18 protein-coding genes and 2 pseudogenes are annotated in these 19,722 nt (G+C 50.4%); 11 read left to right on the top strand and 9 right to left on the bottom strand.

Annotation, left to right across the window (positions count from 1 at the left end; all coding sequences use genetic code 11):
- Positions 1-51: 51 nt before the first annotated feature.
- Together ACZRMS_RS04750 and ACZRMS_RS04745 are read right to left on the bottom strand one after the other, a co-directional pair.
- Positions 52-1,959, bottom strand: a complete 1,908-nt coding sequence (locus ACZRMS_RS04750; RefSeq protein WP_010655521.1) for a copper resistance system multicopper oxidase — start codon at positions 1,957-1,959, stop codon at positions 52-54.
- Positions 1,960-2,174: 215 nt separating this feature from the next.
- Positions 2,175-2,381: a co-regulatory protein PtrA N-terminal domain-containing protein gene (locus ACZRMS_RS04745; RefSeq protein WP_048401421.1), complete on the bottom strand. Its 207-nt coding sequence runs from the start codon at positions 2,379-2,381 to the stop codon at positions 2,175-2,177.
- 380 nt (positions 2,382-2,761) lie between these two features.
- Here ACZRMS_RS04745 and flgB point away from each other — a divergent pair, with 380 nt between their 5' ends.
- Positions 2,762-3,175 carry a flagellar basal body rod protein FlgB gene (flgB, locus tag ACZRMS_RS04740; protein ID WP_133076983.1) on the top strand — a complete coding sequence of 138 codons (414 nt, stop codon included), beginning with the start codon at positions 2,762-2,764 and terminating at the stop codon, positions 3,173-3,175.
- 68 nt (positions 3,176-3,243) lie between these two features.
- On the opposite strand, the gene ACZRMS_RS04735 is transcribed toward flgB, so the two are convergent.
- A complete protein-coding gene (locus ACZRMS_RS04735) occupies positions 3,244-3,435 on the bottom strand; it encodes a cation transporter (RefSeq protein WP_153404028.1) in 192 nt (63 codons plus the stop codon).
- Between the two features lie 463 nt (positions 3,436-3,898).
- Positions 3,899-4,198, bottom strand: coding sequence for a hypothetical protein (locus ACZRMS_RS04730; protein WP_153404030.1), 300 nt, complete (start codon positions 4,196-4,198; stop codon positions 3,899-3,901).
- Positions 4,199-4,397: 199 nt separating this feature from the next.
- On the opposite strand from ACZRMS_RS04730, the gene ACZRMS_RS04725 reads away from it, so the two are divergent.
- The 3 genes from ACZRMS_RS04725 (at position 4,398) to ACZRMS_RS04715 (ending at position 5,983) form a co-directional block, all read left to right on the top strand.
- Entirely contained in the window at positions 4,398-4,697 is a 300-nt protein-coding gene (locus ACZRMS_RS04725; RefSeq protein ID WP_153404032.1) for a hypothetical protein, read from the top strand.
- Positions 4,698-4,855: 158 nt separating this feature from the next.
- A complete protein-coding gene (locus tag ACZRMS_RS04720; protein WP_306452953.1) occupies positions 4,856-5,005 on the top strand; it encodes a DUF3703 domain-containing protein in 150 nt (49 codons plus the stop codon).
- Positions 5,006-5,071: 66 nt separating this feature from the next.
- Positions 5,072-5,983 (top strand): cation diffusion facilitator family transporter, encoded by a 912-nt coding sequence (locus tag ACZRMS_RS04715; RefSeq protein ID WP_153404035.1) that lies wholly within the window; start codon positions 5,072-5,074, stop codon positions 5,981-5,983.
- A 136-nt stretch (positions 5,984-6,119) separates the two neighbouring features.
- Here ACZRMS_RS04715 and ACZRMS_RS04710 read toward each other — a convergent pair whose 3' ends face one another.
- Both ACZRMS_RS04710 and ACZRMS_RS04705 read right to left on the bottom strand, forming a co-directional pair.
- Positions 6,120-7,556, bottom strand: a complete 1,437-nt coding sequence (locus ACZRMS_RS04710) for a heavy metal sensor histidine kinase (protein ID WP_153404038.1) — start codon at positions 7,554-7,556, stop codon at positions 6,120-6,122.
- Positions 7,553-8,227: a heavy metal response regulator transcription factor gene (locus ACZRMS_RS04705; protein ID WP_153404041.1), complete on the bottom strand. Its 675-nt coding sequence runs from the start codon at positions 8,225-8,227 to the stop codon at positions 7,553-7,555. Before ACZRMS_RS04705 ends, ACZRMS_RS04710 begins: the two co-directional genes overlap by 4 nt.
- Before the next feature lie 551 nt (positions 8,228-8,778).
- Between ACZRMS_RS04705 and ACZRMS_RS04700 the strand changes: the two genes are divergently transcribed.
- The 5 genes from ACZRMS_RS04700 to ACZRMS_RS04680 all read left to right on the top strand — a co-directional run bounded on the left by ACZRMS_RS04700 (position 8,779) and on the right by ACZRMS_RS04680 (position 15,246).
- Complete coding sequence (locus tag ACZRMS_RS04700) at positions 8,779-10,002, top strand: TolC family protein (protein ID WP_323370240.1); 1,224 nt, start codon at positions 8,779-8,781, stop codon at positions 10,000-10,002.
- Positions 10,003-10,089: 87 nt separating this feature from the next.
- Complete coding sequence (locus tag ACZRMS_RS04695) at positions 10,090-11,316, top strand: efflux RND transporter periplasmic adaptor subunit (RefSeq protein WP_010655500.1); 1,227 nt, start codon at positions 10,090-10,092, stop codon at positions 11,314-11,316.
- A gap of 26 nt (positions 11,317-11,342) precedes the next feature.
- Positions 11,343-14,507, top strand: a complete 3,165-nt coding sequence (locus tag ACZRMS_RS04690) for a CusA/CzcA family heavy metal efflux RND transporter (protein ID WP_153404047.1) — start codon at positions 11,343-11,345, stop codon at positions 14,505-14,507.
- 140 nt (positions 14,508-14,647) lie between these two features.
- Positions 14,648-14,845, top strand: a complete 198-nt coding sequence (locus ACZRMS_RS04685; RefSeq protein WP_016779311.1) for a co-regulatory protein PtrA N-terminal domain-containing protein — start codon at positions 14,648-14,650, stop codon at positions 14,843-14,845.
- A gap of 74 nt (positions 14,846-14,919) precedes the next feature.
- Positions 14,920-15,246, top strand: a complete 327-nt coding sequence (locus ACZRMS_RS04680; RefSeq protein WP_323370239.1) for a DUF2790 domain-containing protein — start codon at positions 14,920-14,922, stop codon at positions 15,244-15,246.
- Positions 15,247-15,605: 359 nt separating this feature from the next.
- Here ACZRMS_RS04680 and ACZRMS_RS04675 read toward each other — a convergent pair whose 3' ends face one another.
- Together ACZRMS_RS04675 and ACZRMS_RS04670 are read right to left on the bottom strand one after the other, a co-directional pair.
- Positions 15,606-16,931, bottom strand: coding sequence for an OprD family porin (locus ACZRMS_RS04675; RefSeq protein ID WP_463994343.1), 1,326 nt, complete (start codon positions 16,929-16,931; stop codon positions 15,606-15,608).
- Positions 16,932-18,155: 1,224 nt separating this feature from the next.
- Positions 18,156-18,563, bottom strand: a complete 408-nt coding sequence (locus ACZRMS_RS04670; protein WP_153404055.1) for a MerR family transcriptional regulator — start codon at positions 18,561-18,563, stop codon at positions 18,156-18,158.
- Positions 18,564-18,657: 94 nt separating this feature from the next.
- Here ACZRMS_RS04670 and ACZRMS_RS04665 point away from each other — a divergent pair.
- Both ACZRMS_RS04665 and ACZRMS_RS04660 read left to right on the top strand, forming a co-directional pair.
- Positions 18,658-18,972: pseudogene (locus ACZRMS_RS04665) on the top strand (disulfide bond formation protein B); the annotation flags it as partial.
- Positions 18,973-18,974: 2 nt separating this feature from the next.
- A pseudogene (locus ACZRMS_RS04660) lies at positions 18,975-19,061 on the top strand (transposase domain-containing protein); the annotation flags it as partial.
- Positions 19,062-19,212: 151 nt separating this feature from the next.
- Here ACZRMS_RS04660 and ACZRMS_RS04655 read toward each other — a convergent pair.
- Entirely contained in the window at positions 19,213-19,563 is a 351-nt protein-coding gene (locus tag ACZRMS_RS04655; protein ID WP_153404061.1) for a copper-binding protein, read from the bottom strand.
- Positions 19,564-19,722 lie beyond the last annotated feature (159 nt).

The following is a 19,722-nucleotide window of genomic DNA, read 5'->3' as shown; positions in this document are numbered from 1 at the left end:
ACCCACCAGCGATTTATTACGATTTACGTATGTGCTCACAGATCGTCTCCTTTACTCATCAACCCGTACTTCACGGAACATGCCCATTTCCATATGGAAAAGTAGGTGGCAGTGATAGGCCCAGCGACCTAAGGCATCAGCGGTGACTCGATAACTGCGCTTAGTACCTGGTGGCATGTCAATTGTGTGCTTGCGCACCATGAACTTGCCATTTTCGTCTTCAAGATCGCTCCACATGCCGTGAAGGTGGATGGGATGGGTCATCATGGTGTCATTCACCAGGGTGATCCGAAGACGCTCCCCATACTTCAGACGAAGCGGCTCTGCGTCTGAAAATTTGATTCCGTTGAAGGACCACGAAAACTTCTCCATGTGACCGGTCAGATGAAGTTCAATAGTGCGATTGGGCTCGCGGCCGTCAGGGTCTTGGAAAGTGCTTCTCAAATCAGAGTAGGTGAGGACTCGACGACCATTATTCCGCAAACCTATGCCAGGGTCGTTTAGCTTTGGCGTAGGGCTCATGGCTTGCATATCAACCAAGGGGTTGTTGGTTTCGGATGCTGGATGGGCCTGCATTTCGCCACTCATATCGCTCATCCCAGCCATCTGGCTGTGGTCCATGCCGGCCATATTGGACGTGTCGCCTTTGTCCATTCCCGCCATCTTGCTGTGATCCATGCCGGCCATGTTAGACATGTCACCGCTGTCCATGCCGGTCATGTCGCTTTGGTTCATCCCCGTCATCTTGCTGTGATCCATGCCAGCCATGCCTGACATTTCACCTTGCTTCATATCGCCGCCCATACCAGCCATGCCGCCATGGTCCATGCCCTCCATACCGCCCATACCCATGTCATCCATGGTCAAAAGCGGCCGAGGATCGATCGCAGGTACCTGTGCTTTCAAACCTTCGCGAACTGCCAAGGTTCCACGTGCATAACCGGTTCTATCCATGGACTGGGCAAAGATTGTGTAAGCCTCTTCGCTGGTAGGTTCTACGATCACGTCATACGTTTCTGCCACGGCGATGCGGAATTCATCGACGCTGACTGGTTTGACATGTTGACCGTCAGCCGCCACAACGGTCATTTTCAAACCAGGGATGCGAACGTCGAAATAGCTCATAGCTGAACCGTTGATAAAGCGCAGGCGCAGCTTCTCGCCCGGCTTGAAAATACCGGTCCAGTTACCGTTAGGCGCTTGGCCATTCATGAGATAGGTGTAAGTATCCCCACTGACGTCTGCGAGATCAGTGGGGTTCATTTTCATTTCAGCCCACATCTTGCGGTCGGCCACAGCAGCAGACCAACCTTGCTTGCTGACGTCGCCGATAAAGTCGCCCACGGTACGTTTGTGGTGGTTGTAGTAGTCCGATTGCTTCTTGAGCTTGGCCATGACACGACTAGGATCTTCATCGGTCCAGTCAGTCAACATCACCACATAGTCGCGATCGTATTGAAAAGGTTCAGGCTCTTTAGAGTCGATGACAATTGGACCGTATACGCCTGCCTGTTCCTGCAAGCCTGAATGGCTGTGGTACCAGTATGTGCCGTTTTGATGCACATTGAATTTGTACTCGTACATCCCGTCGGGCGCGATGCCATGGAAACTCAACCCCGGTACACCGTCCATATTGGCGGGCAGAATGATCCCGTGCCAATGAATCGACGTGTCTTGGTCTAGGCGGTTTTTCACACGCAGTGTGACCGTTTCGCCTTCGCGCCAACGAAGCAAAGGTCCGGGCAACGAACCATTGATGGTCATGGCTGTGCGCGGCGAGCCAGTAATATTTACAGGGGTTTCACCAATAAACAGATCAAATTCGTTACCGGTGAGAATGCTCGGCAGACCAGGACTGGTCACTGCCCATACAGGAGTGCGCCACAGACCAAGGCCGCCGAGAACGCCACCAGCGGCCAGGCCTTTAACGAATGTCCGCCTAGAGGTTTTGGAATTCATGCCGTTTACGTCCGATCAGTGAAAAAGGGAAGCCGTGCGAAACAACCAATGAGTTGCTCAACAGGTTGAAGGAACTCTCTCGGGGGGATGCGCCCGAATGAGCTTAGCTCGCCGTCACTAAAAACGAGTGTTTACGGCAAGCGAGCTCAGAAATTGCCACATTTGAACCATCACAGTGATTACATTTCTGTCAGTTTTGATGCGCAGTAAGCTATTCAGCAATTCTTGTGGCCCATCGCTTTGACTTTGCTTTCTGCGATCGGGGGCTGGGTGCTCTGTTGTTGGGCTACTTGATACGATTCCATTGAATTATTCCTAGCTACTTCCATGCGGGCGAACGTCCGATCACCACCGCCTTCAGCCATAGCAAAAGAAGAGACGGTTAGGGCTGCAATGATGAACAAAGCTTTGATGGATTTCATTTTAGTGTCCTCTGGGAGTATTGGTAATCCCTAAATCCACATCAAACGATGATTCTTAGGGGAGAGCTTAAGGCTCAATAGGACTATAAAACTCATGCCCTGTCAGAAGCCTTAGCTGAATATTACAGTTGTGTCAGGTTGGCATATTTCTCTTGAGGAATACGCTATTCAATACGTAAAGTATCGATCTTTTCGAGTCGCACGGCTGTTTATTTAGCCTCAGCTTTAGGTGGGTAATTGATTTGGTTTAGGTGCTTTCAAGGTGAAGTCGTTTTTAGATTTCTATGCCGGAGCTTCGTGTATGAACCTAGATGCACTGCGGCAAAATCAAAGTATTAGTTGTTCCTGGAAAAAAATTGAGCCATCAAGGGTGATTGAGTGTGAGCATTAACTTTGAGAAAGCACTTGGCACATCAGAAAGAGCGTTATTTTATCGTAGTCAAAGAGCTGAAATCCTGAGTAATAATATCGCAAACGCCGATACGCCGAACTTCAAGGCTCGAGATGTGGACTTCTCTACTGTGCTTGCAAGTCAGAATAGAGAAAACCTTGCTAATACGTTTTCTATGAAAACGCCAAATGTAAAACATATTGCCGGAAAAGATTCAGCAAGTGATATTTACGGAAGCGGTTTGCTTTACAGCACTCCGGTTCAACCTGCCATCGATCAAAATACTGTCGATCAGCAGGTTGAGGTCGCAAAATACACAGAAAATGGGATACGTTTCGATGCCGCTTTTACTCGTTTGAATGGTGCATTCAAAGGTTTGCTCAAAGCTCTGCGAGGAGATTAGTAGCGCAGGGTCTTGTGAGCCATCTGCATAAGGGGCGCTGACTATGGGCCAAGGGTAGGTGTCAGCATTCAAGTGCTGATTTGGGAAGGAAAACCTAACGCCTCGACAGCTTTACGAATTTGCTCTGAGCTTTCGCTACTTTCAACACTCACCTTTCCGGCGGACCGATCCACGGAAATCGTAGCTTTGTTGTCCAAGGACTGAATTGCTTTAGTGATTTTGCTGACGCAACCAATGCCTGATACATCTAAGATGAACATGATTATTCCTCTCGTGCTGAGCGGTCTCTTTGCACCGAACCGATAGCATCAAGGATTTGCTGATTTGTTCTGTTTCTGCTTTTGCTTATCAGGATAATCAATCACCGCCCACAAGGCATTGATGCTCCTGCTCCTTCTTCCCCTTTAGCTCCATCATCCTGCGATTTCTTTACCCACCTCCCCGATATGCTAGATGAAGTAGGGTGCGCTATGTCGTCGCAATCCGAGTGATTTCCCTGGATCAGCAGCAGATTGAAATTCATGAACGGGAGAGTGGATGACAAAGGCAAGATCTGGAGGGAAGAAGGCGGATGCGGGTTCAGCACATGGCAGTTGATGAGCGCTGAATTGCAATTACGGTTTTGATCAGCAGCGCTCCGAGTTAGACGTGCGGAGCGCTTCAAATTGCCGCTATCCGGTGGAACCCATTTTTCCATCGGATGAATTCATAGCTCGCCTTGGTTTAATAACCAAACTCGTTCAGCAGTTTCTGCAAAAACTCACGCCTGCGTTGGACAATGCTCAAAATGAGGTAGTCACGGTCGGAATCTCTCGTCGTCAGATGCCCAGCGTCCACAAGGCCATGGATGTAGCCTTCAGCTCTGTCTCTAGCTTCGAGCAACGCCTCTGTTGAAGTGCTTTTGTAGATGTCTTCCGCGATGAGCTGCCACCGCTTCATTTGACGCCGACCAACCGGGTCGTCCGAAAATTTTGGTGCATTGATCAGTGTATTGAAATCGTTGTGTACGGTGGCTGTGCTCAAGGTGGGTTCTCAGAACAGTGATGTCTGAGCTGAAGTTATCATGCGCACACTATATCGCCTGCTGCTGGCTGGTTTTTTGTAGGCGCTGACGCGAAGGGCCGAATTTAATGTTGTTGCACGCTATCGGTGGCGCCTTTGAACATTGTGGAGCGTACATAAAGTGCTATTCAGCGAGTAAGTTCTTAGCTAGGAGTTCGATATGGGATACCTCAGCCTAGAGGACATCTACCCCGATGACGTAGAAAAATATGGCCATATGCGGGTGGGGATGACCGACCTCTATGTAAAGGACAATCACGCCATTTATGGTGTGGTTACGCGTGGCGAATACCGCGAGCTGACCAGCAGGTTACTGCGTGACGAAACGGTGCAAATGATCATCAGCGCTAAGCTCGCCGCATTGCCAGAGGACTACGATCCGTGGATTAGGCGGATCGAACGCAATCGTGCCTTACACGCTAGGTATGGGGACAAATTCGATCCGTGGGGAGACGACTGACCTTCATGAGGGCTTCGGCGAAGCCCGTATAGCGATTCGTTCCAAGGATTATGGGGGCGGCTACTGTTGGCTGGAACGTGCGCATATCCTTACGTAACGTCGTACCCTCCTGCATACATAATCCCATGTTTGGATGTTGCGCGTAGGCATCATGACAGGTGGGATTCCGGGAAGTTTTGGTACAAATAATACGCGTATTTGCAGTGCTGCTATTTTCTAGAGTATGGGTGCCTTGGGGGAACACAGGTCGCGCCAAAATAAGCGCTTTTCAGTTGATGCCTCTCTCCAAAACCGAAATCTCTTCTTGACGAAGATTGACCCGCTGACGATATTTTGAGTAGTTACCGCATCCTTTCACCCACATGGAGAGTCATATGAGCGCTGGTCATAGTCACGGTCAAGCTCGTGCAGGACACGAGAAAAAATTGTGGATCGCTTTGGCGTTAACGACAAGCTTCATGATCGCGGAGGTCATTGGGGCTTTCGTGACAGGCAGCTTGGCGTTGTTATCCGATGCGGCTCACATGCTAACCGATTCCACTGCCTTGGCTATTTCATTGATAGCTATTCAAATTGCCAAACGCGCTGCGGATAAAAAGCGGACATTCGGCTATGCACGATTTGAGATCCTCGCAGCTGCTTTTAACGCGATTTTGTTGTTCATGGTGGCGATGTACATCTTGTATGAAGCTTATCAGCGGTTTAAAGCCCCGACAGAAATCCAATCGACAGGGATGCTGATCGTCGCAGTGATCGGACTAGTTGTGAACCTTGTTTCAATGCGGTTGCTAATGTCTGCCAGTGCCGAAAGTCTTAACGTAAAAGGCGCGTACCTAGAAGTATGGAGCGACATGTTGGGCTCCATGGGCGTAATAGGGGCGGCATTGATCATTCGTTTTACCGGATTCACTTGGGTTGACTCGATCGTTGCCGCAGCTATCGGCCTGTGGGTGCTTCCCAGAACCTGGGTTTTGCTCAAAGAAAGCATGAACATCCTGTTGCAGGGGGTTCCGGATGGCATCGATATCGCTGAAGTGGAAGCGTGCATCAGGGCGGTTGAAGGCGTTGAGGATATCCATGACCTGCATATCTGGGCCCTGACCAGCGGCAAGAATGTCATGAGTGCTCACCTTGTAATCCTGCGTAGCTCCCGAGCTGAGCAAGATATATTGGCTGAAGTGACTCGGCTGATGAGCGAGGTATTCCATATCAGCCATACGACTCTTCAATTGGAAAACTTGCAGTTTCATGCAACGCTTGAAGAAAACGAAGGCATGCAGCACTAGAGCGGGATCTTGCAAACATCTCATGTCGGAGTAGGGGCTGTTGCGATGTACTCAGAACTCAGCGGACATTAAAAAACCTGACCACAGGCGCATATCCAGTGGTGCAGGGAGGGTTGCACAGGTTTGTTGCGGGAATTTACCCTTGAACCTTTCTAGCCTGTTGCCAAGTGGTCTGTCCGTCGAGGTTTGGGAAGCTCAGCCTGAAAACGGTCATGCTGCCAGGCATGCTTTGAACATCCGCAGTTCCCTGGTGGAGGCTCATGATCGATCGAACAATAGCTAAGCCAAGACCAGTGCCACCCTCAGCACGCGAGCGACTTGTATCAATTCGATAAAAGCGGTCAAACAAGTGCAGCAGATGCTGAGGTTCGATTCCTGCTCCAGGGTTGCCTACAAGTAGCGATACCTGTTTGGCATAGTTTTCAATAATAATTGAAATAGATTGTCCCGCAGGGCAATGGCGTATTGCGTTGGACAATAGATTGGATATTGCTCGCTGTATCATTAACCTGTCGCCAATGATCTTGCCATTTCCGGTAACATTCAGGGTGATACGTTTCTCTTCCGCAGACAGTGAAAACAGATCGACCACCTTAAATGCTTCATCTTCTAAGGTAATTGTTTCGAACGGGGCAAGTGCCGCGGGATGGCTGACCTGAGCTAAGAAGAGCATATCCGAGACAATTCGCGTGACACGGCCCAACTCCTCGGTGCATGACTCCAGCACAGCTTTGTATTCTTCTGCCGGACGCTCCCGAGAAAGCGTAACCTGGGCCTTGCCCATCAAATTGGTGATCGGGGATCGTAATTCATGGGCTAAGTCATCTGAAAATTGCGACAGCTGCTGAATACCGCTGTCGAGCCGGTGCAGCATGAAGTTGATGCCATGAGCCAACTCACTAAGCTCCTGAGGCATTTTAACAACAGAAAGTCGATGGTTGAGATCTTGAGCCGAGATCATGGCGGCGACCTTCCGGAACTCTCTCAGTGGAGAAAGTCCGTGTTGTACTACGGCCCAAGCACTTGCTCCGATGAGTATCAGTAAAAGCGGTAGTGCAATAACCGTCGACCTAAAGTAGGCGCTGAGCAGCGCTTCATCGTTCGCACAATCCATCGACAGCAATACGGGAACGTTTACACCATTCTTTAATGGGATGAGCTTGGATGCGGTAAGGAAGTGTCGACCTTCACCATCTGAATTGGTGGAATAGGAAACCTTGTCAACGGCAGCAGTCGCAGCTTTCAACTCAGTCCGCGGATCCGACAATCCAGGCCCAAATTTCAGTAAGGGCGCCCTGAGGTTTTTCAGGTCATAGATGGTCAGATTCAGATTGTCATGTCCCATGACCTGATCCAGTAACGAATGCGGTTTTGAATTTACGTCGGCCGTGTCATCGTATAGCGAGAGGCTATGTTCTACCTGCTCCATCTTATTGATCAGGCTGTTTTTTGCCAACTTATCCAGCTCATGCGTCAGCGCAAAAAAGGCCAAGACAGCCAAAAACACTACCAACAACGCCCCCAAGATACTTACTGTCAAACCTAGTCGCATTGACAGGCTGACCGGCTTCATACACGCGCCTCTAATACGTAACCAACACCGCGAAGGGTGTGGATCAACTTGTTATCGAAGGGGTCATCTATTTTGGCCCTCAGCCTACGGATTGAAACCTCGACAACGTTAGTGTCGCAATCAAAATTCATATCCCAGACCAGTGAAATGATTTGGGTGCGAGAAAGCACTTCTCCAGTTTGGCGCATCAGCAAGTGCAGCAGCGCAAACTCCTTGGTTGTCAGATCTATGCGCTGCTCACCGCGAAAAGCACGATGACGTCCTTGGTCTAGTTCCAGGTCGGCTACTTTTAGTACCTGCGGAACAGGTATGTGCTCACTGCGACGCATCAGGGTTCGTACCCGTGCAAGTAACTCAGGAAACTCAAACGGTTTAACCAGATAATCATCGGCCCCCAAATCTAGTCCGCGTATCTTGTCCGCTAGGCGCCCTCGGGCCGTCAACATCATGACCCGGGCATTACTGCTTTGTCGTAGACGTTCAAGAACACCCCAGCCATCAAGTTCGGGAAGATTAACGTCAAGTATCACCAAATCATAAACATATTGGCGCGCCAGATGTAGTCCATCCGCGCCAGTTATCGCACGATCAACAATGTAGCCACTTTCAGTCAGTCCCTGATGTAAGTATTCGGCAGTTTTGAGCTCGTCCTCAACTACAAGGATTCGCATGACATTTCACCTTCTTAATGACTAGAGTTAAAGGGGGCTCAGAAAAATAATAAACGTATTAGTGTGGTTTTCTGATTGGTATTATCTTTTTATAGGATTTTCAATCCTCATATGGTTTGAATAACTTACGAGATGACAGCCCTCACTCTAAAGCCTGTAGCTGCTTCAGAGTCAAGCCAAAGCTGCGGTTTTGAGGCACCAAAGCCAGGGTTGCGACAATATGTCGCTGGAAATAATCCAGAGGCTATATAGCACATCGAGTGCTCATATGAATACCCCAATTTGACAAGTGCGCTTCGGCAGATAATTGCTGAATTTTTGTTTCATTATATTGCCGCCTTAAGTTTTTTCTTTTTTAACACCTCCTATTTTAGAGCAAAACCTACAGCAGTAGAGCTGGATAACATATTTGTAATCCTTCAGTCACCTTGTTGATAAGTGAAGAACTCTACAGTTACCACGTTGAGAAAATTCGCTTTAAAGGAAGTATAAAATTGCGTTGGCTTAGAAAGTTCATTACCCCCTTGCGTATCATAAAATCCTTGTTGGTAATAGGCCTAAGTTGCACGTTTGCACTATCAGGCACGGCTTTTTCCGCTGGTTCGGCTTCACAGGCGCTGACAATGGATCAAGTGCTTCAAATGGCGTTTGCCAACAATCCTGACCTAGCGGCAGCACAGTGGGAAATTGGTATCACTCAGGGAGATCGGCAGCAGGCGAGCTTGATTCCCAATCCTGAGTTGTCTTGGGAGGCTGAGGATACCCGGCGAAATTCGCGCACTACGACGGTGATGATCAATCAGCCGATCGAGCTTGGCGGTAAGCGAGGCGCTAGGATCGAAGTGGCAAGTCGAGCGCAAGATGCAGCCGAGATTGAATTGGAGCGCAAGCGTAATGCTCTACGTGCCGATGTCATTCAGGCGTTTTACAACACATCTACGGCTCAGCAAAGGTTGCTGTTATCACGTCAATCACTTGAGCTCGCACAGCGTGGCTTGCATGTAGCTCAAGGTCGCATCAGTAGTGGCAAGTCGTCGCCTGTTGAAGGTACGCGAGCAGAAGTCCAGTTGTCGGAGGTACGCCTAGAGCTGAACCGGGCAGAGCGAGATGAGGCAAATGCCTATCAACAACTCGCTCGAGTCATGGGTGTGCCTTTGCCGGCGTTTGCGTCTGTAAGTGATTCAAGTCAGCCAATGCCAACTGTACCGGAACCTTCGCTGCTCCTTAATCGCATCGGTCAGACTGCGGAGTTACGGTTGGCAAAGCTGCAAATTGACCAGCGTGAAGCCTCACTTGGCTTGGAGAAAGCCCAGCGCATTCCTGACCTAACCGTAAGTTTAGGTAGCCAATACGATGAACGGGAGCGTGAGCGCGTGAATGTCGTAGGGCTGTCGATGCCCATCCCATTATTCAATCGTAATCAGGGCAATGTGTTGGCAGCCGCCCGCCGAACTGATCAGGCCCGCGACCTTCGCAATGCCAGCGAGTTACGCCTGCGCACAGAAATTCAGACCACTCTAGCTCAGTGGAAGACAGCGAACACTGAAATCACGTCGTTCAATCAAACCATCCTGCCTGCCGCGCAAAGTGCTGTAGATACCGCTACCCGTGGTTTCGAAATGGGGAAATTCAACTTCCTAGATGTGCTAGATGCCCAGCGCACCTTAATCAGCGCACGCGGTCAGTACATCCAGGCCATTGCCGAGGCGACAGACGCCTGGGTGCGTATCGAGCGAATTTTCGGTGATGTCGACAAGCTCACTCATACCCCTTGAATTTCATATAACACTTTTTTAACCGCTACTCAGCATCGCAGTGCCACGGTAATCCGTGACTGCCCACTGAGCTGCGTAGGGAGTCCCATGGATAAAAAACAAATCCTTGTCACCGCACTGACCCTCACGGTGGGCATATGTGTTGGTTCGCTCTGGATGGGTAGCACGTCAACAGCGTCCACCGGCGTACAGACGCAAGAAGAGCAGGGCCACGATGCTGATCACAGCAACGAGGGTGCGGCCAAGGAGTCAGTTGATGGCGGGCATGCAGAAGGGGAAGCAGAAGAAGGTCACCTGACTCTGAGCGACGATCAGATCAGATCTGCCGGCATTCAGTTAATCGAAGCTAAGGAACAGAGCATCAGCCTCTCATTGCCGTTTCCTGGAGAAGTCCGTTTCGATGAAGACCGTACTGCGCATGTGGTACCCCGGGTTCCTGGTGTCGTCGAGTCGGTACATGTCAATCTTGGCCAAACAGTGAAAAAAGGTCAGCTACTAGCCGTGATTGCCAGTCAACAAATTTCTGATCAGCGCAGTGAGCAAGCCGCAGCGCAACGTCGTCTAGAGTTGGCGCGCACTACCTACGAGCGTGAACGCCAGTTATGGCAGGACAAAATCTCTGCCGAACAGGATTTCCTTCAAGCCCGTCAGGCTCTGCAAGAGGCCGAAATCGCTGTCAGTAATGCCCGACAAAAAATCAGCGTACTTAGTGGCAGTTCGGTGACCAGTGGTGGCAACCGGTATGAGCTGCGTGCGCCGTTCGATGGCGTTGTGGTCGAAAAGCACTTGGGCCTTGGTGAGGTTGTCAGTGAAACCAGCAATGCGTTCACGCTCTCGGACTTGTCGCATGTTTGGGTGACTTTTGGCGTTTCCCCTAAGGATTTGAGCAAAGTCCTGGTGGGCAAGTCTGTCACGGTTAGTGCCGCTGAGTTGAATGCGGAAGTTACGGGTGCCGTGGCCTACGTTGGGAGTTTACTGGGTGAGCAGACTCGTACCGCCACTGTCCGTGTGTCCATAGCGAATCCGCAAGGGGCTTGGCGTCCCGGGCTGTTCGTAACCGTACTGGTTGATACCGATACCCGGCTGGCGAAAGTCGCAGTACCAGAAGCAGCAATCCAGACGGTCGAGGATAGGCCAACAGTTTTCGTTCGAACTGATGACGGGTTTAAGGCGCAAGCAGTAGTAATAGGTAGTCGTGCAGCAGGTCTGGCTGAGATCACAGAGGGCCTGGAGCCCGGTGCTCAAGTCGCTGCTGCCGGCAGCTTCATTCTGAAATCAGAACTGGGTAAAGCCTCGGCTGAACACGCCCACTGATCCGCCACTTCCACGAGAAGGTTCTCATGTTCGAACGCCTAATCCAATTTGCCATCGAGCAACGCATAATCGTCCTGCTCGCGGTTCTCCTCATGGCCGGACTCGGCATTGCTAGCTACCAGAAGCTGCCGATCGACGCCGTGCCCGACATCACCAACGTCCAGGTGCAAATCAATACTGGTGCCGCAGGTTTCTCGCCACTGGAGACTGAGCAGCGCATCACTTTCCCTATTGAAACCGCCATGGCAGGTCTGCCGGCACTTGAGCAGACGCGTTCACTCTCACGCTCGGGTCTTTCACAAGTTACGGTGATTTTCAAGGAAGGCACCGACCTATTCTTCGCCCGGCAATTGGTCAATGAACGATTGCAGATGGCAAAGGAACAATTGCCCGAAGGCGTGGAAGCTGTCATGGGGCCGATTTCTACCGGTTTGGGTGAGATTTTTCTGTGGACTGTCGAGGCCCAAGAAGACGCCGTAAAAGAGGATGGTAGTCCCTATACGCCGACCGACCTGAGGGTAATCCAAGATTGGATTATTAAACCTCAGCTGCGCAACGTTCCTGGGGTCGCCGAAATTAACACCATTGGCGGATTCGCCAAGGAATACCAGATTGCTCCGGATCCAAAACGCTTGGCCGCTTACAAGCTGACCCTGACAGACATTGTGACCGCGCTGGAAAGCAACAACGCTAACGTAGGAGCCGGCTACATTGAGCGCAGTGGCGAACAACTACTGATTCGTGCCCCTGGCCAAGTGGCGACCACCGACGACATCGCCAATATCGTGATCGCCAACGTCGATGGCACCCCTATACGTATTAAAAATGTGGCGACCGTGGATATTGGGCGTGAAATGCGTACCGGTGCGGCGACCGAAAACGGTCGTGAAGTCGTACTCGGCACGGTGTTCATGCTGATAGGCGAGAACAGCCGTACCGTCTCTCAGGCCGTTGCAGTCAAACTAGAGCAAATCAACCGTTCACTGCCCAAAGGGGTGGTTGCGATCACTGTTTACGACCGTACTAACTTGGTAGACAAGGCTATTGCCACGGTCAAGAAGAATCTGATTGAAGGTGCAATCCTAGTAATCGCGATTTTGTTCCTATTCCTAGGCAATATTCGCGCAGCACTGATCACTGCCATGGTCATTCCTCTAGCCATGCTCTTTACCTTCACAGGCATGTTCACCAACAAAGTCAGCGCCAACCTGATGAGCTTGGGGGCTCTGGACTTCGGTATTATCGTCGACGGTGCAGTGGTTATTGTCGAAAATGCTATACGGCGCCTCGCCAATGCGCAGCACCATCACGGGCGCCTCCTCACTCGCTCCGAGCGCTTTCACGAAGTGTTTGCAGCAGCCAAGGAAGCCCGTCGACCACTGATTTTCGGGCAGTTGATCATCATGGTCGTTTATCTACCTATTTTTGCCCTGACCGGTGTCGAAGGGAAAATGTTCCACCCCATGGCGTTCACCGTCGTGATCGCCTTGCTAGGCGCGATGCTGCTGTCCGTAACCTTTGTTCCTGCGGCAATTGCCATGTTCGTGACGGGCAAAGTCAAGGAAGAAGAGAACGTGATAATGCGAGGAGCGCGACGGGCTTATGCCCCCGCGCTGGATTGGGTCATGAGTCATCGATCGCTGGCATTTGCCATGGCATTAGGTGTCATCGCTGCGAGTGGCGTGGTCGCCAGTCGAATGGGCAGTGAGTTTGTACCTAGTCTCAGCGAAGGCGATTTTGCACTGCAAGCATTACGAGTACCCGGTACAAGTCTGACGCAATCGGTGGAAATGCAGCAGCGCCTGGAAAAGCTTGTGCTGGAAAAAGTGCCTGAAGTCGAACGGATGTTTGCTCGAACCGGTACTGCAGAGATTGCTTCCGATCCAATGCCGCCGAACATCTCTGATAGTTATGTGATGCTCAAGCCGAAGGATCAATGGCCTGATCCAAGTAAGTCCCGGGAGACGTTAACAGAAGAGATCCAGAAAGCAGCGGCTGCTATGCCCGGTAGCAACTATGAGCTTTCCCAGCCTATCCAACTACGTTTCAACGAGTTGATTTCAGGCGTGCGAAGTGATGTGGCGGTCAAGGTCTTCGGTGATGACATGGCAGTGCTTAACAGTACCGCTGCGAAAATTGCCGCGTCAATGCAGGGGGTCGATGGCGCCTCCGAGGTCAAAGTCGAACAGACAACGGGGCTACCTGTACTGACCATAAACATAGATCGCGACAAAGCCGCACGTTACGGTCTGAACGTTGGAGACGTTCAAGACACCATTGCGGTGGCTGTCGGTGGTCGCCAGGCCGGGACGATGTATGAGGGAGATCGCCGCTTCGACATAGTGGTGCGTTTATCCGACGCCATGCGTAAGGACGTTGAGGGGTTGTCCACACTGCTGATTCCAGTCCCGGCGCTGCTCAATGGCAATGCCGATCAGATCGGTTTTATTGCCCTTTCAGAAGTGGCGACCCTCGATCTTGTACTTGGCCCGAATCAGATCAGTCGTGAGAACGGTAAGCGTCTGGTCATTGTCAGCGCGAATGTACGTGGACGGGATATCGGCTCATTCGTTAAGGAGGCTAGCATCGCCATTGATCAACAGGTAGAGATTCCGGCCGGTTATTGGGCTACCTGGGGTGGGCAGTTTGAACAACTTCAATCAGCTGCCAAACGCTTGCAGATAGTTGTCCCTGTGGCTCTGCTCTTGGTATTCACCCTGCTGTTCATGATGTTTAACAATCTCAAAGACGGCATGCTGGTATTCACCGGGATTCCATTCGCATTGACGGGTGGTGTTATGGCTTTGTGGCTACGTGATATCCCACTGTCGATCTCGGCGGGTGTTGGTTTCATTGCATTGTCGGGTGTGGCAGTGCTGAACGGTCTGGTGATGATTGCTTTTATCCGCAACCTTCGAGAAGAGGGACATTCGTTGAATTCTGCGATCAATGAAGGAGCGCTAACGCGGCTGCGTCCAGTATTAATGACAGCGTTGGTGGCATCCCTTGGCTTTATCCCCATGGCTCTAGCTACTGGAACAGGCGCGGAAGTCCAGCGGCCCCTAGCTACCGTTGTAATCGGGGGAATACTGTCCTCCACTGCGTTGACCCTACTTATACTTCCTGCGTTATATCACTGGGCACACCGTAAAGATGAAGAGGCAGACAGCGAAAAACAAGAAATAGTATAGCAGTTTGTTTTTAAAGCCCGCTGCTGATCCTCATTGGCGGGCTACTTATATCAATGATGACGGATATGTAATCTTAGTGCCACCGTATTGATAGCTTCGTATTGATACTCTAATACCAGAATTTAATATGAGGTGTCGAAATGAAAATCGCACAAATTTACGCTCTTGTAGGAGCATTGATTCTTTCTTCCACTGCATTGGCTGAGGGTGGTGGAGACCGGACTATTGCTAGAGCTACTCAAGCTACCGAGCAGGCTATGGAGAAGTTTTTAGCCAAAGAGCTGAAAAAAACTCCTCCGAAAATGTCAGGCGGTGATAAGGGCCCGATTAGTAAGTAAATGTAGTGGTGCTACACATAAGCCCCGCCCCGATTCCGGTTGCGGGGTTTTTATTGACATGTGAGGTGCAAAAAGTGAAGACTATTAATTCTGTTATTTTTATTGTGGTCGCTGCGATCTCTTCAAACGTATTTGCTAAAGATAGTGACAAGGTTTTTGAAAAAAGAATGAGTGCCAACTCCGTAGCTATGGAGCAGTATGCGATTAGGCATGGAAAAAATATTCCCGTAGCTAAGCAATATAAATACGGAATGAAATTAGATGTTGTGAATGTAGTTAGCATGGTACGACCAGCGGAAGGGTGCGGGGTGATGCCCGCAGCTATGACATACGAAGACTCTGAAGGAGTACTGAATACAGTCAGATACACAGTGGCCGGAACATGCCGTAAAGGTGGTTAGCCTCTACGCTCTTGGCATAGGGGGTCATATTTTTGACGTGCGTCATAAGACATAAAATGTGGGGGGTGTTTACTGCAGACATAAAAAAGACGCCCCGAAGGGCGTCTTAAAATACATCGTATTTAGATGAGTAATCTAAAAGTGGATGCGGAGCTTCAACTTGACAGCAGTGAGTTCCAGGTTGTTGCAAGGGTGTTACTTACCTGTAGCAATCTAGCCAGATGCGCTAGCAGATTGCTCTAAACTCCAGTTTACTATAGGTGACTTAAGCTAACAGGAAGATGATTGAAAAATTACATTTTTGAAATTTTTCAGCTAAAACGGAATGTTCGTCTAGGACGATTCATCCTGCGCAGATCTTAAAGAATAGCTAATGGATACTCAATAATCACACGAACCTCATCCAGATCCGACTCAAATGTGGTTGCGCGAGTATTAGCTTGCCGTAGGCGGAAAGACATATCTTTCAAGGTACCTGTCTGAACGACATATTTTACTTCGATGTCACGCTCCCAACGTTTCTGGTCAGTAAGTGGGTTTCCATCCGCATCGCGTCTCATGTACGTCGTATTGGCGTTAGAGTAATCAGCATCAGTGCCACGACCGTAACGCGTCATAAACGACAAGCCAGGCACACCATACGATGTCATGTCGAGGTCGTAGCGAACCATCCAAGAGCGTTCTTTAGGTGAGTTAAAATCACTGTACTGAATTGAGTTATCAAGAAAGATTGAGTCCGACTGACGCAGGTAATCGAAGTCGTTATTTCCATTATTTCGCTGATGGGATAGTGCAAGTGTGTGCGCGCCATACTTCACGCCTACTTTACCGCTCCATATGTTATTGTCGAAATCGCCAAGTAATTTTTTTCCTTCATCGACAGCCTTATAATAGTTAAGGCCTCCGAATACGGAAAGCTCATTTGATAATGAGTAGTTTAGCCCGGTGCCAGCATAGTATTGATTCCATGCGTCCTTGAGGCGACTGGAGTAAAGACTAAGGGTGACGTTTTTGTTCAAGTTATAATCGCCACCAAAGTAGCCTACCCAAGGCGAGTTAACAGGCCCGGCATAGAAGGTCGCAAAGTTGTCGCGCATGTTGCTCGAAACTGGCTGGCTCATGGCATGTAGGCGACCGCCCTGAACGGTCAAGCCTTCAATGCTAGTATTTGTTGCTGTGACACCAGTGAAACTTTCCGGTAGTAGTCTTGAGTCGCCAGCAGCCACAACTGGGGTGGATGGGAATACGTCACCGACTTTTACTACGGTGTCAAAGGCGCGAATTTTTGCAGCACCTCCCACTTTTGTGTATTCGTCCCTTGCTTCTCCGTTGCTATTGACTGGAAGGACATCAAATGTACTACGGCCGCCATTACGGCCGCCACCCGTGTCGAGTTTTATTCCAATCATAGCAAACGCATCCACTCCGACACCGATTGTGCCCTGGGTAAATCCAGACTCGAATTTAGTAATAATCGCGTTTGCCCATGCTTCGGAATATCCATTGCCTGTAGGGCTTGACTCACCATTACGATGTTCGCGATTGAAGTAGTAGTTGCGGTTAAGGACGGTAAGACTACTACCCTCTATAAAGCCGCCGTTTTTTTCTTCCGCATTCACCATGGGCGGCACAGAGCTGACAACCATTGCCATAGCGGCTATCGAAAATTTTGTATTGTTAATCATTAATCACTCCTTCGGTTCGGCAGAACTAGAAAGCTCTTCGGCTGGAATTGTTGTTTGAAGGAAGCTGGTCGCGCCTCCTGTATCATCGCCGAGTTGTATCGTTGCAATCTGTAGATAACGGGGGAATGATTGAGAAATTACAATTTTGTAATATTCGGCGGCTTTCTTGAAATGTTCACGCGCGTACCGTGCGATCAACCGTTTACGGTTCTGAGTTTTTACAATGCTAGTTGCTACACCGTGCTCACTTAGCGACCAGAAATCTCTAATTCGCACGTGAGAGGTGCGGATGCGCGGTACTCGACCAGTTATAAGCGCATGGATAAAATTAGTTTAGACTCCCAGCCTTGGAGCCAGCACTAAGTAAGGAGTCAAGGAAGTGTCGGATGAATGATTTACCTGAGACCAATCGTAGTCTTTCCTTACGACTGGCCCAGCTGTAAGCCGCGTCAAGCGAAGATCCAAAAAAAATCCGAACACATACGAAGTCGTCGGAACCAAAATCGGCAACCACTAGATGCCATGAATTTTAAGTCGGATGATTGGACTTTTGCGCAGGAAGCGCTTGTCAGTCCGCTCTTCCTCCGCGGCCATGAGCGCGGAGAGCTTGTCCTATCCTCGGTTTTGATCCAGTTATTCAGTGACATTGTTTATGCGGAACATCGTGGACGGATACATCATCGCTCCGGGATTGTCGGTCAGGACACGCGCCCCTGCCCATGCAGCCATCTCGCCGTCGCCTGAATCATCAATGAGCAGCTTACCTCACACAGCACGACGATCAGATTTGGTCTCAAGAACGAGGGTGCCGGCCTGCCCCTTGTAGGACAGCGTTACTGCGTCAGCCAGGGCATGGAAGGAAACTTCACACCATTGGTGAGAAGGAGTACATCGGCTGCAATTTTGTAAGCGGCAGTATCGAACTGCTACGCCCAAACTTTCCCGAAAATAAGGTGGGGTTCTATAAGCCCTCGAATCTCATCGATGCGATCCAGCGGCGTGAGGTAATGCTATGGGTAACCCGCTTCAGCTCTCCAAGTTGGTTGGCATACAAGCCTCAGAAGTTGCTGACGCCGGCAGCGGTGCCCATTGTTTTATCCGGGGGCACGTTGCAGCTCTGCAAGCACTGCGGTTGGTGATTTAAACCTGCCCTAGTAAGTCTAAGGAAATTACGCGCATCTTGCAGGCATAGCGAGAGAGCTTCAAGCCGCACGCCTAGCACGGCTAACGACGATTGGACATTGACTCGATAATGCGGCATTGCTCGATCACGCCACCCTCGCAACAAGCTATCAAGCGCTCCAATTCCGACTCCAAACCTTGCAGGTCTCGGATGCGCACTCGAACCTGCTCTAACTGCCCTTCGACTTTTGCGTCCACCCCAGCGCAGGAAGCGTCGCGTGTATCAGCAAAGCCTAGTAACTCTCGAACATCGTCAAGGCTGAAGCCCAGTGCGCGGCTACGGCGTATAAACAGTAGACGGTCGCGCTCCTCGTCCGTGTAGAAGCGATAGCCCGATGCTGAACGACCTGCGGAGGGCAGGAGGCCGACCTGCTCGTAATAGCGGATGGTTACCGCTTTGGTATCGGTCGCCTTCGCCAAGGCTCCGACTGTATATGTGGTCGGACTCATTTCGCTTGACCTTATAGTTGCTAGAACCTTCATTCTACGCGCCTTAGGTGATAAGCAAATCTGCGCGCGCTCAAAAGAAAGCGGACTGAATCCTATGGAAACCCCGTTAAAACAGCATCAATCCGGAGCTTGGGCACTACTGCTCTGTGCTTGGTTGCTCGCTCTGGTATCAACAATCGCCGTGCTATTCGTTGGTGAAGTCATGGGGCAACTGCCCTGTGTGCTCTGTTGGTTTCAACGAGCCTTCATGTTTCCACTCGTCCTTGTATTGGGCGTCGCCTGCTTTTTATCGGACGCCGGTGTTTGGCGCTATGCACTGCCATTAGCAGTCATGGGCTGGCTCATCGCTCTCTATCACAACCTGCTTTATTTCGGACTGATCCCTGAAAGCATCAAACCTTGCGGGGCTGCCTAAACGGGCACGATCCATATGCTTACCTGAAAGATGTTCTTATACGCCTGCCGACGCAGCGCGCGAGTAAGATTAACGAGCTGCTAGGCGAATCAAGAAGCGTGGGGGAAGCAAGATGCCATCGAAACCGAATAACGCGAAGGTCTCGAAGGTATATCGAGCGTCCGCATAGCAAAGAGAGATTTTGAAGAGACAAACCGACACGAAGAACCGTGCCGGTTTTTTATCATCGCAGGCTCATTTCCTTATAGAAACAATTGTGGCTTTGCCACCCTCTAGGCGAAAGGAAAACGATACACGGTCTCCAGTCGTCAGCCCTTTCATCTGATCTTCCGTAACGGAAAAAGCCATGGTCATCGGCGGCCATTGCACGGCTGGAACAGCGCCGTGGGCAATGGTCACGGTATGCTTCGTAGGATCGATAGCCTTGATCGTGCCGTCGGCGGTGGCTACTGGAGCCTGCTTTGTTTCTTGCTTCATCTGCATGCCCTCCATACCGTCCATTTTCATGCCCGGCATGTCCTCCGCCAGGGCAGAAAAAGACAGTGTAACTACGGTGCTAGCAGCTGCAATCAGGGTCAGTTTCATACGACTTTTCCTTGAGGGAGGTTGGGTTCAACTGGAAGGCGTCGGCGGCGCATCAGACGATAGGCTGCCGGTATGACAAACAGGGAAAGCAAGGGAGCTGTGACCATCCCGCCGACCATTGGCGCGGCGATGCGACTCATCACTTCACTGCCGGTTCCG

Source organism: Pseudomonas sp. B424, assembly GCF_055408345.1.
Note: the sequence above shows the minus strand (reverse complement) of the source record. Positions and strands in the feature narration are given on the sequence as shown.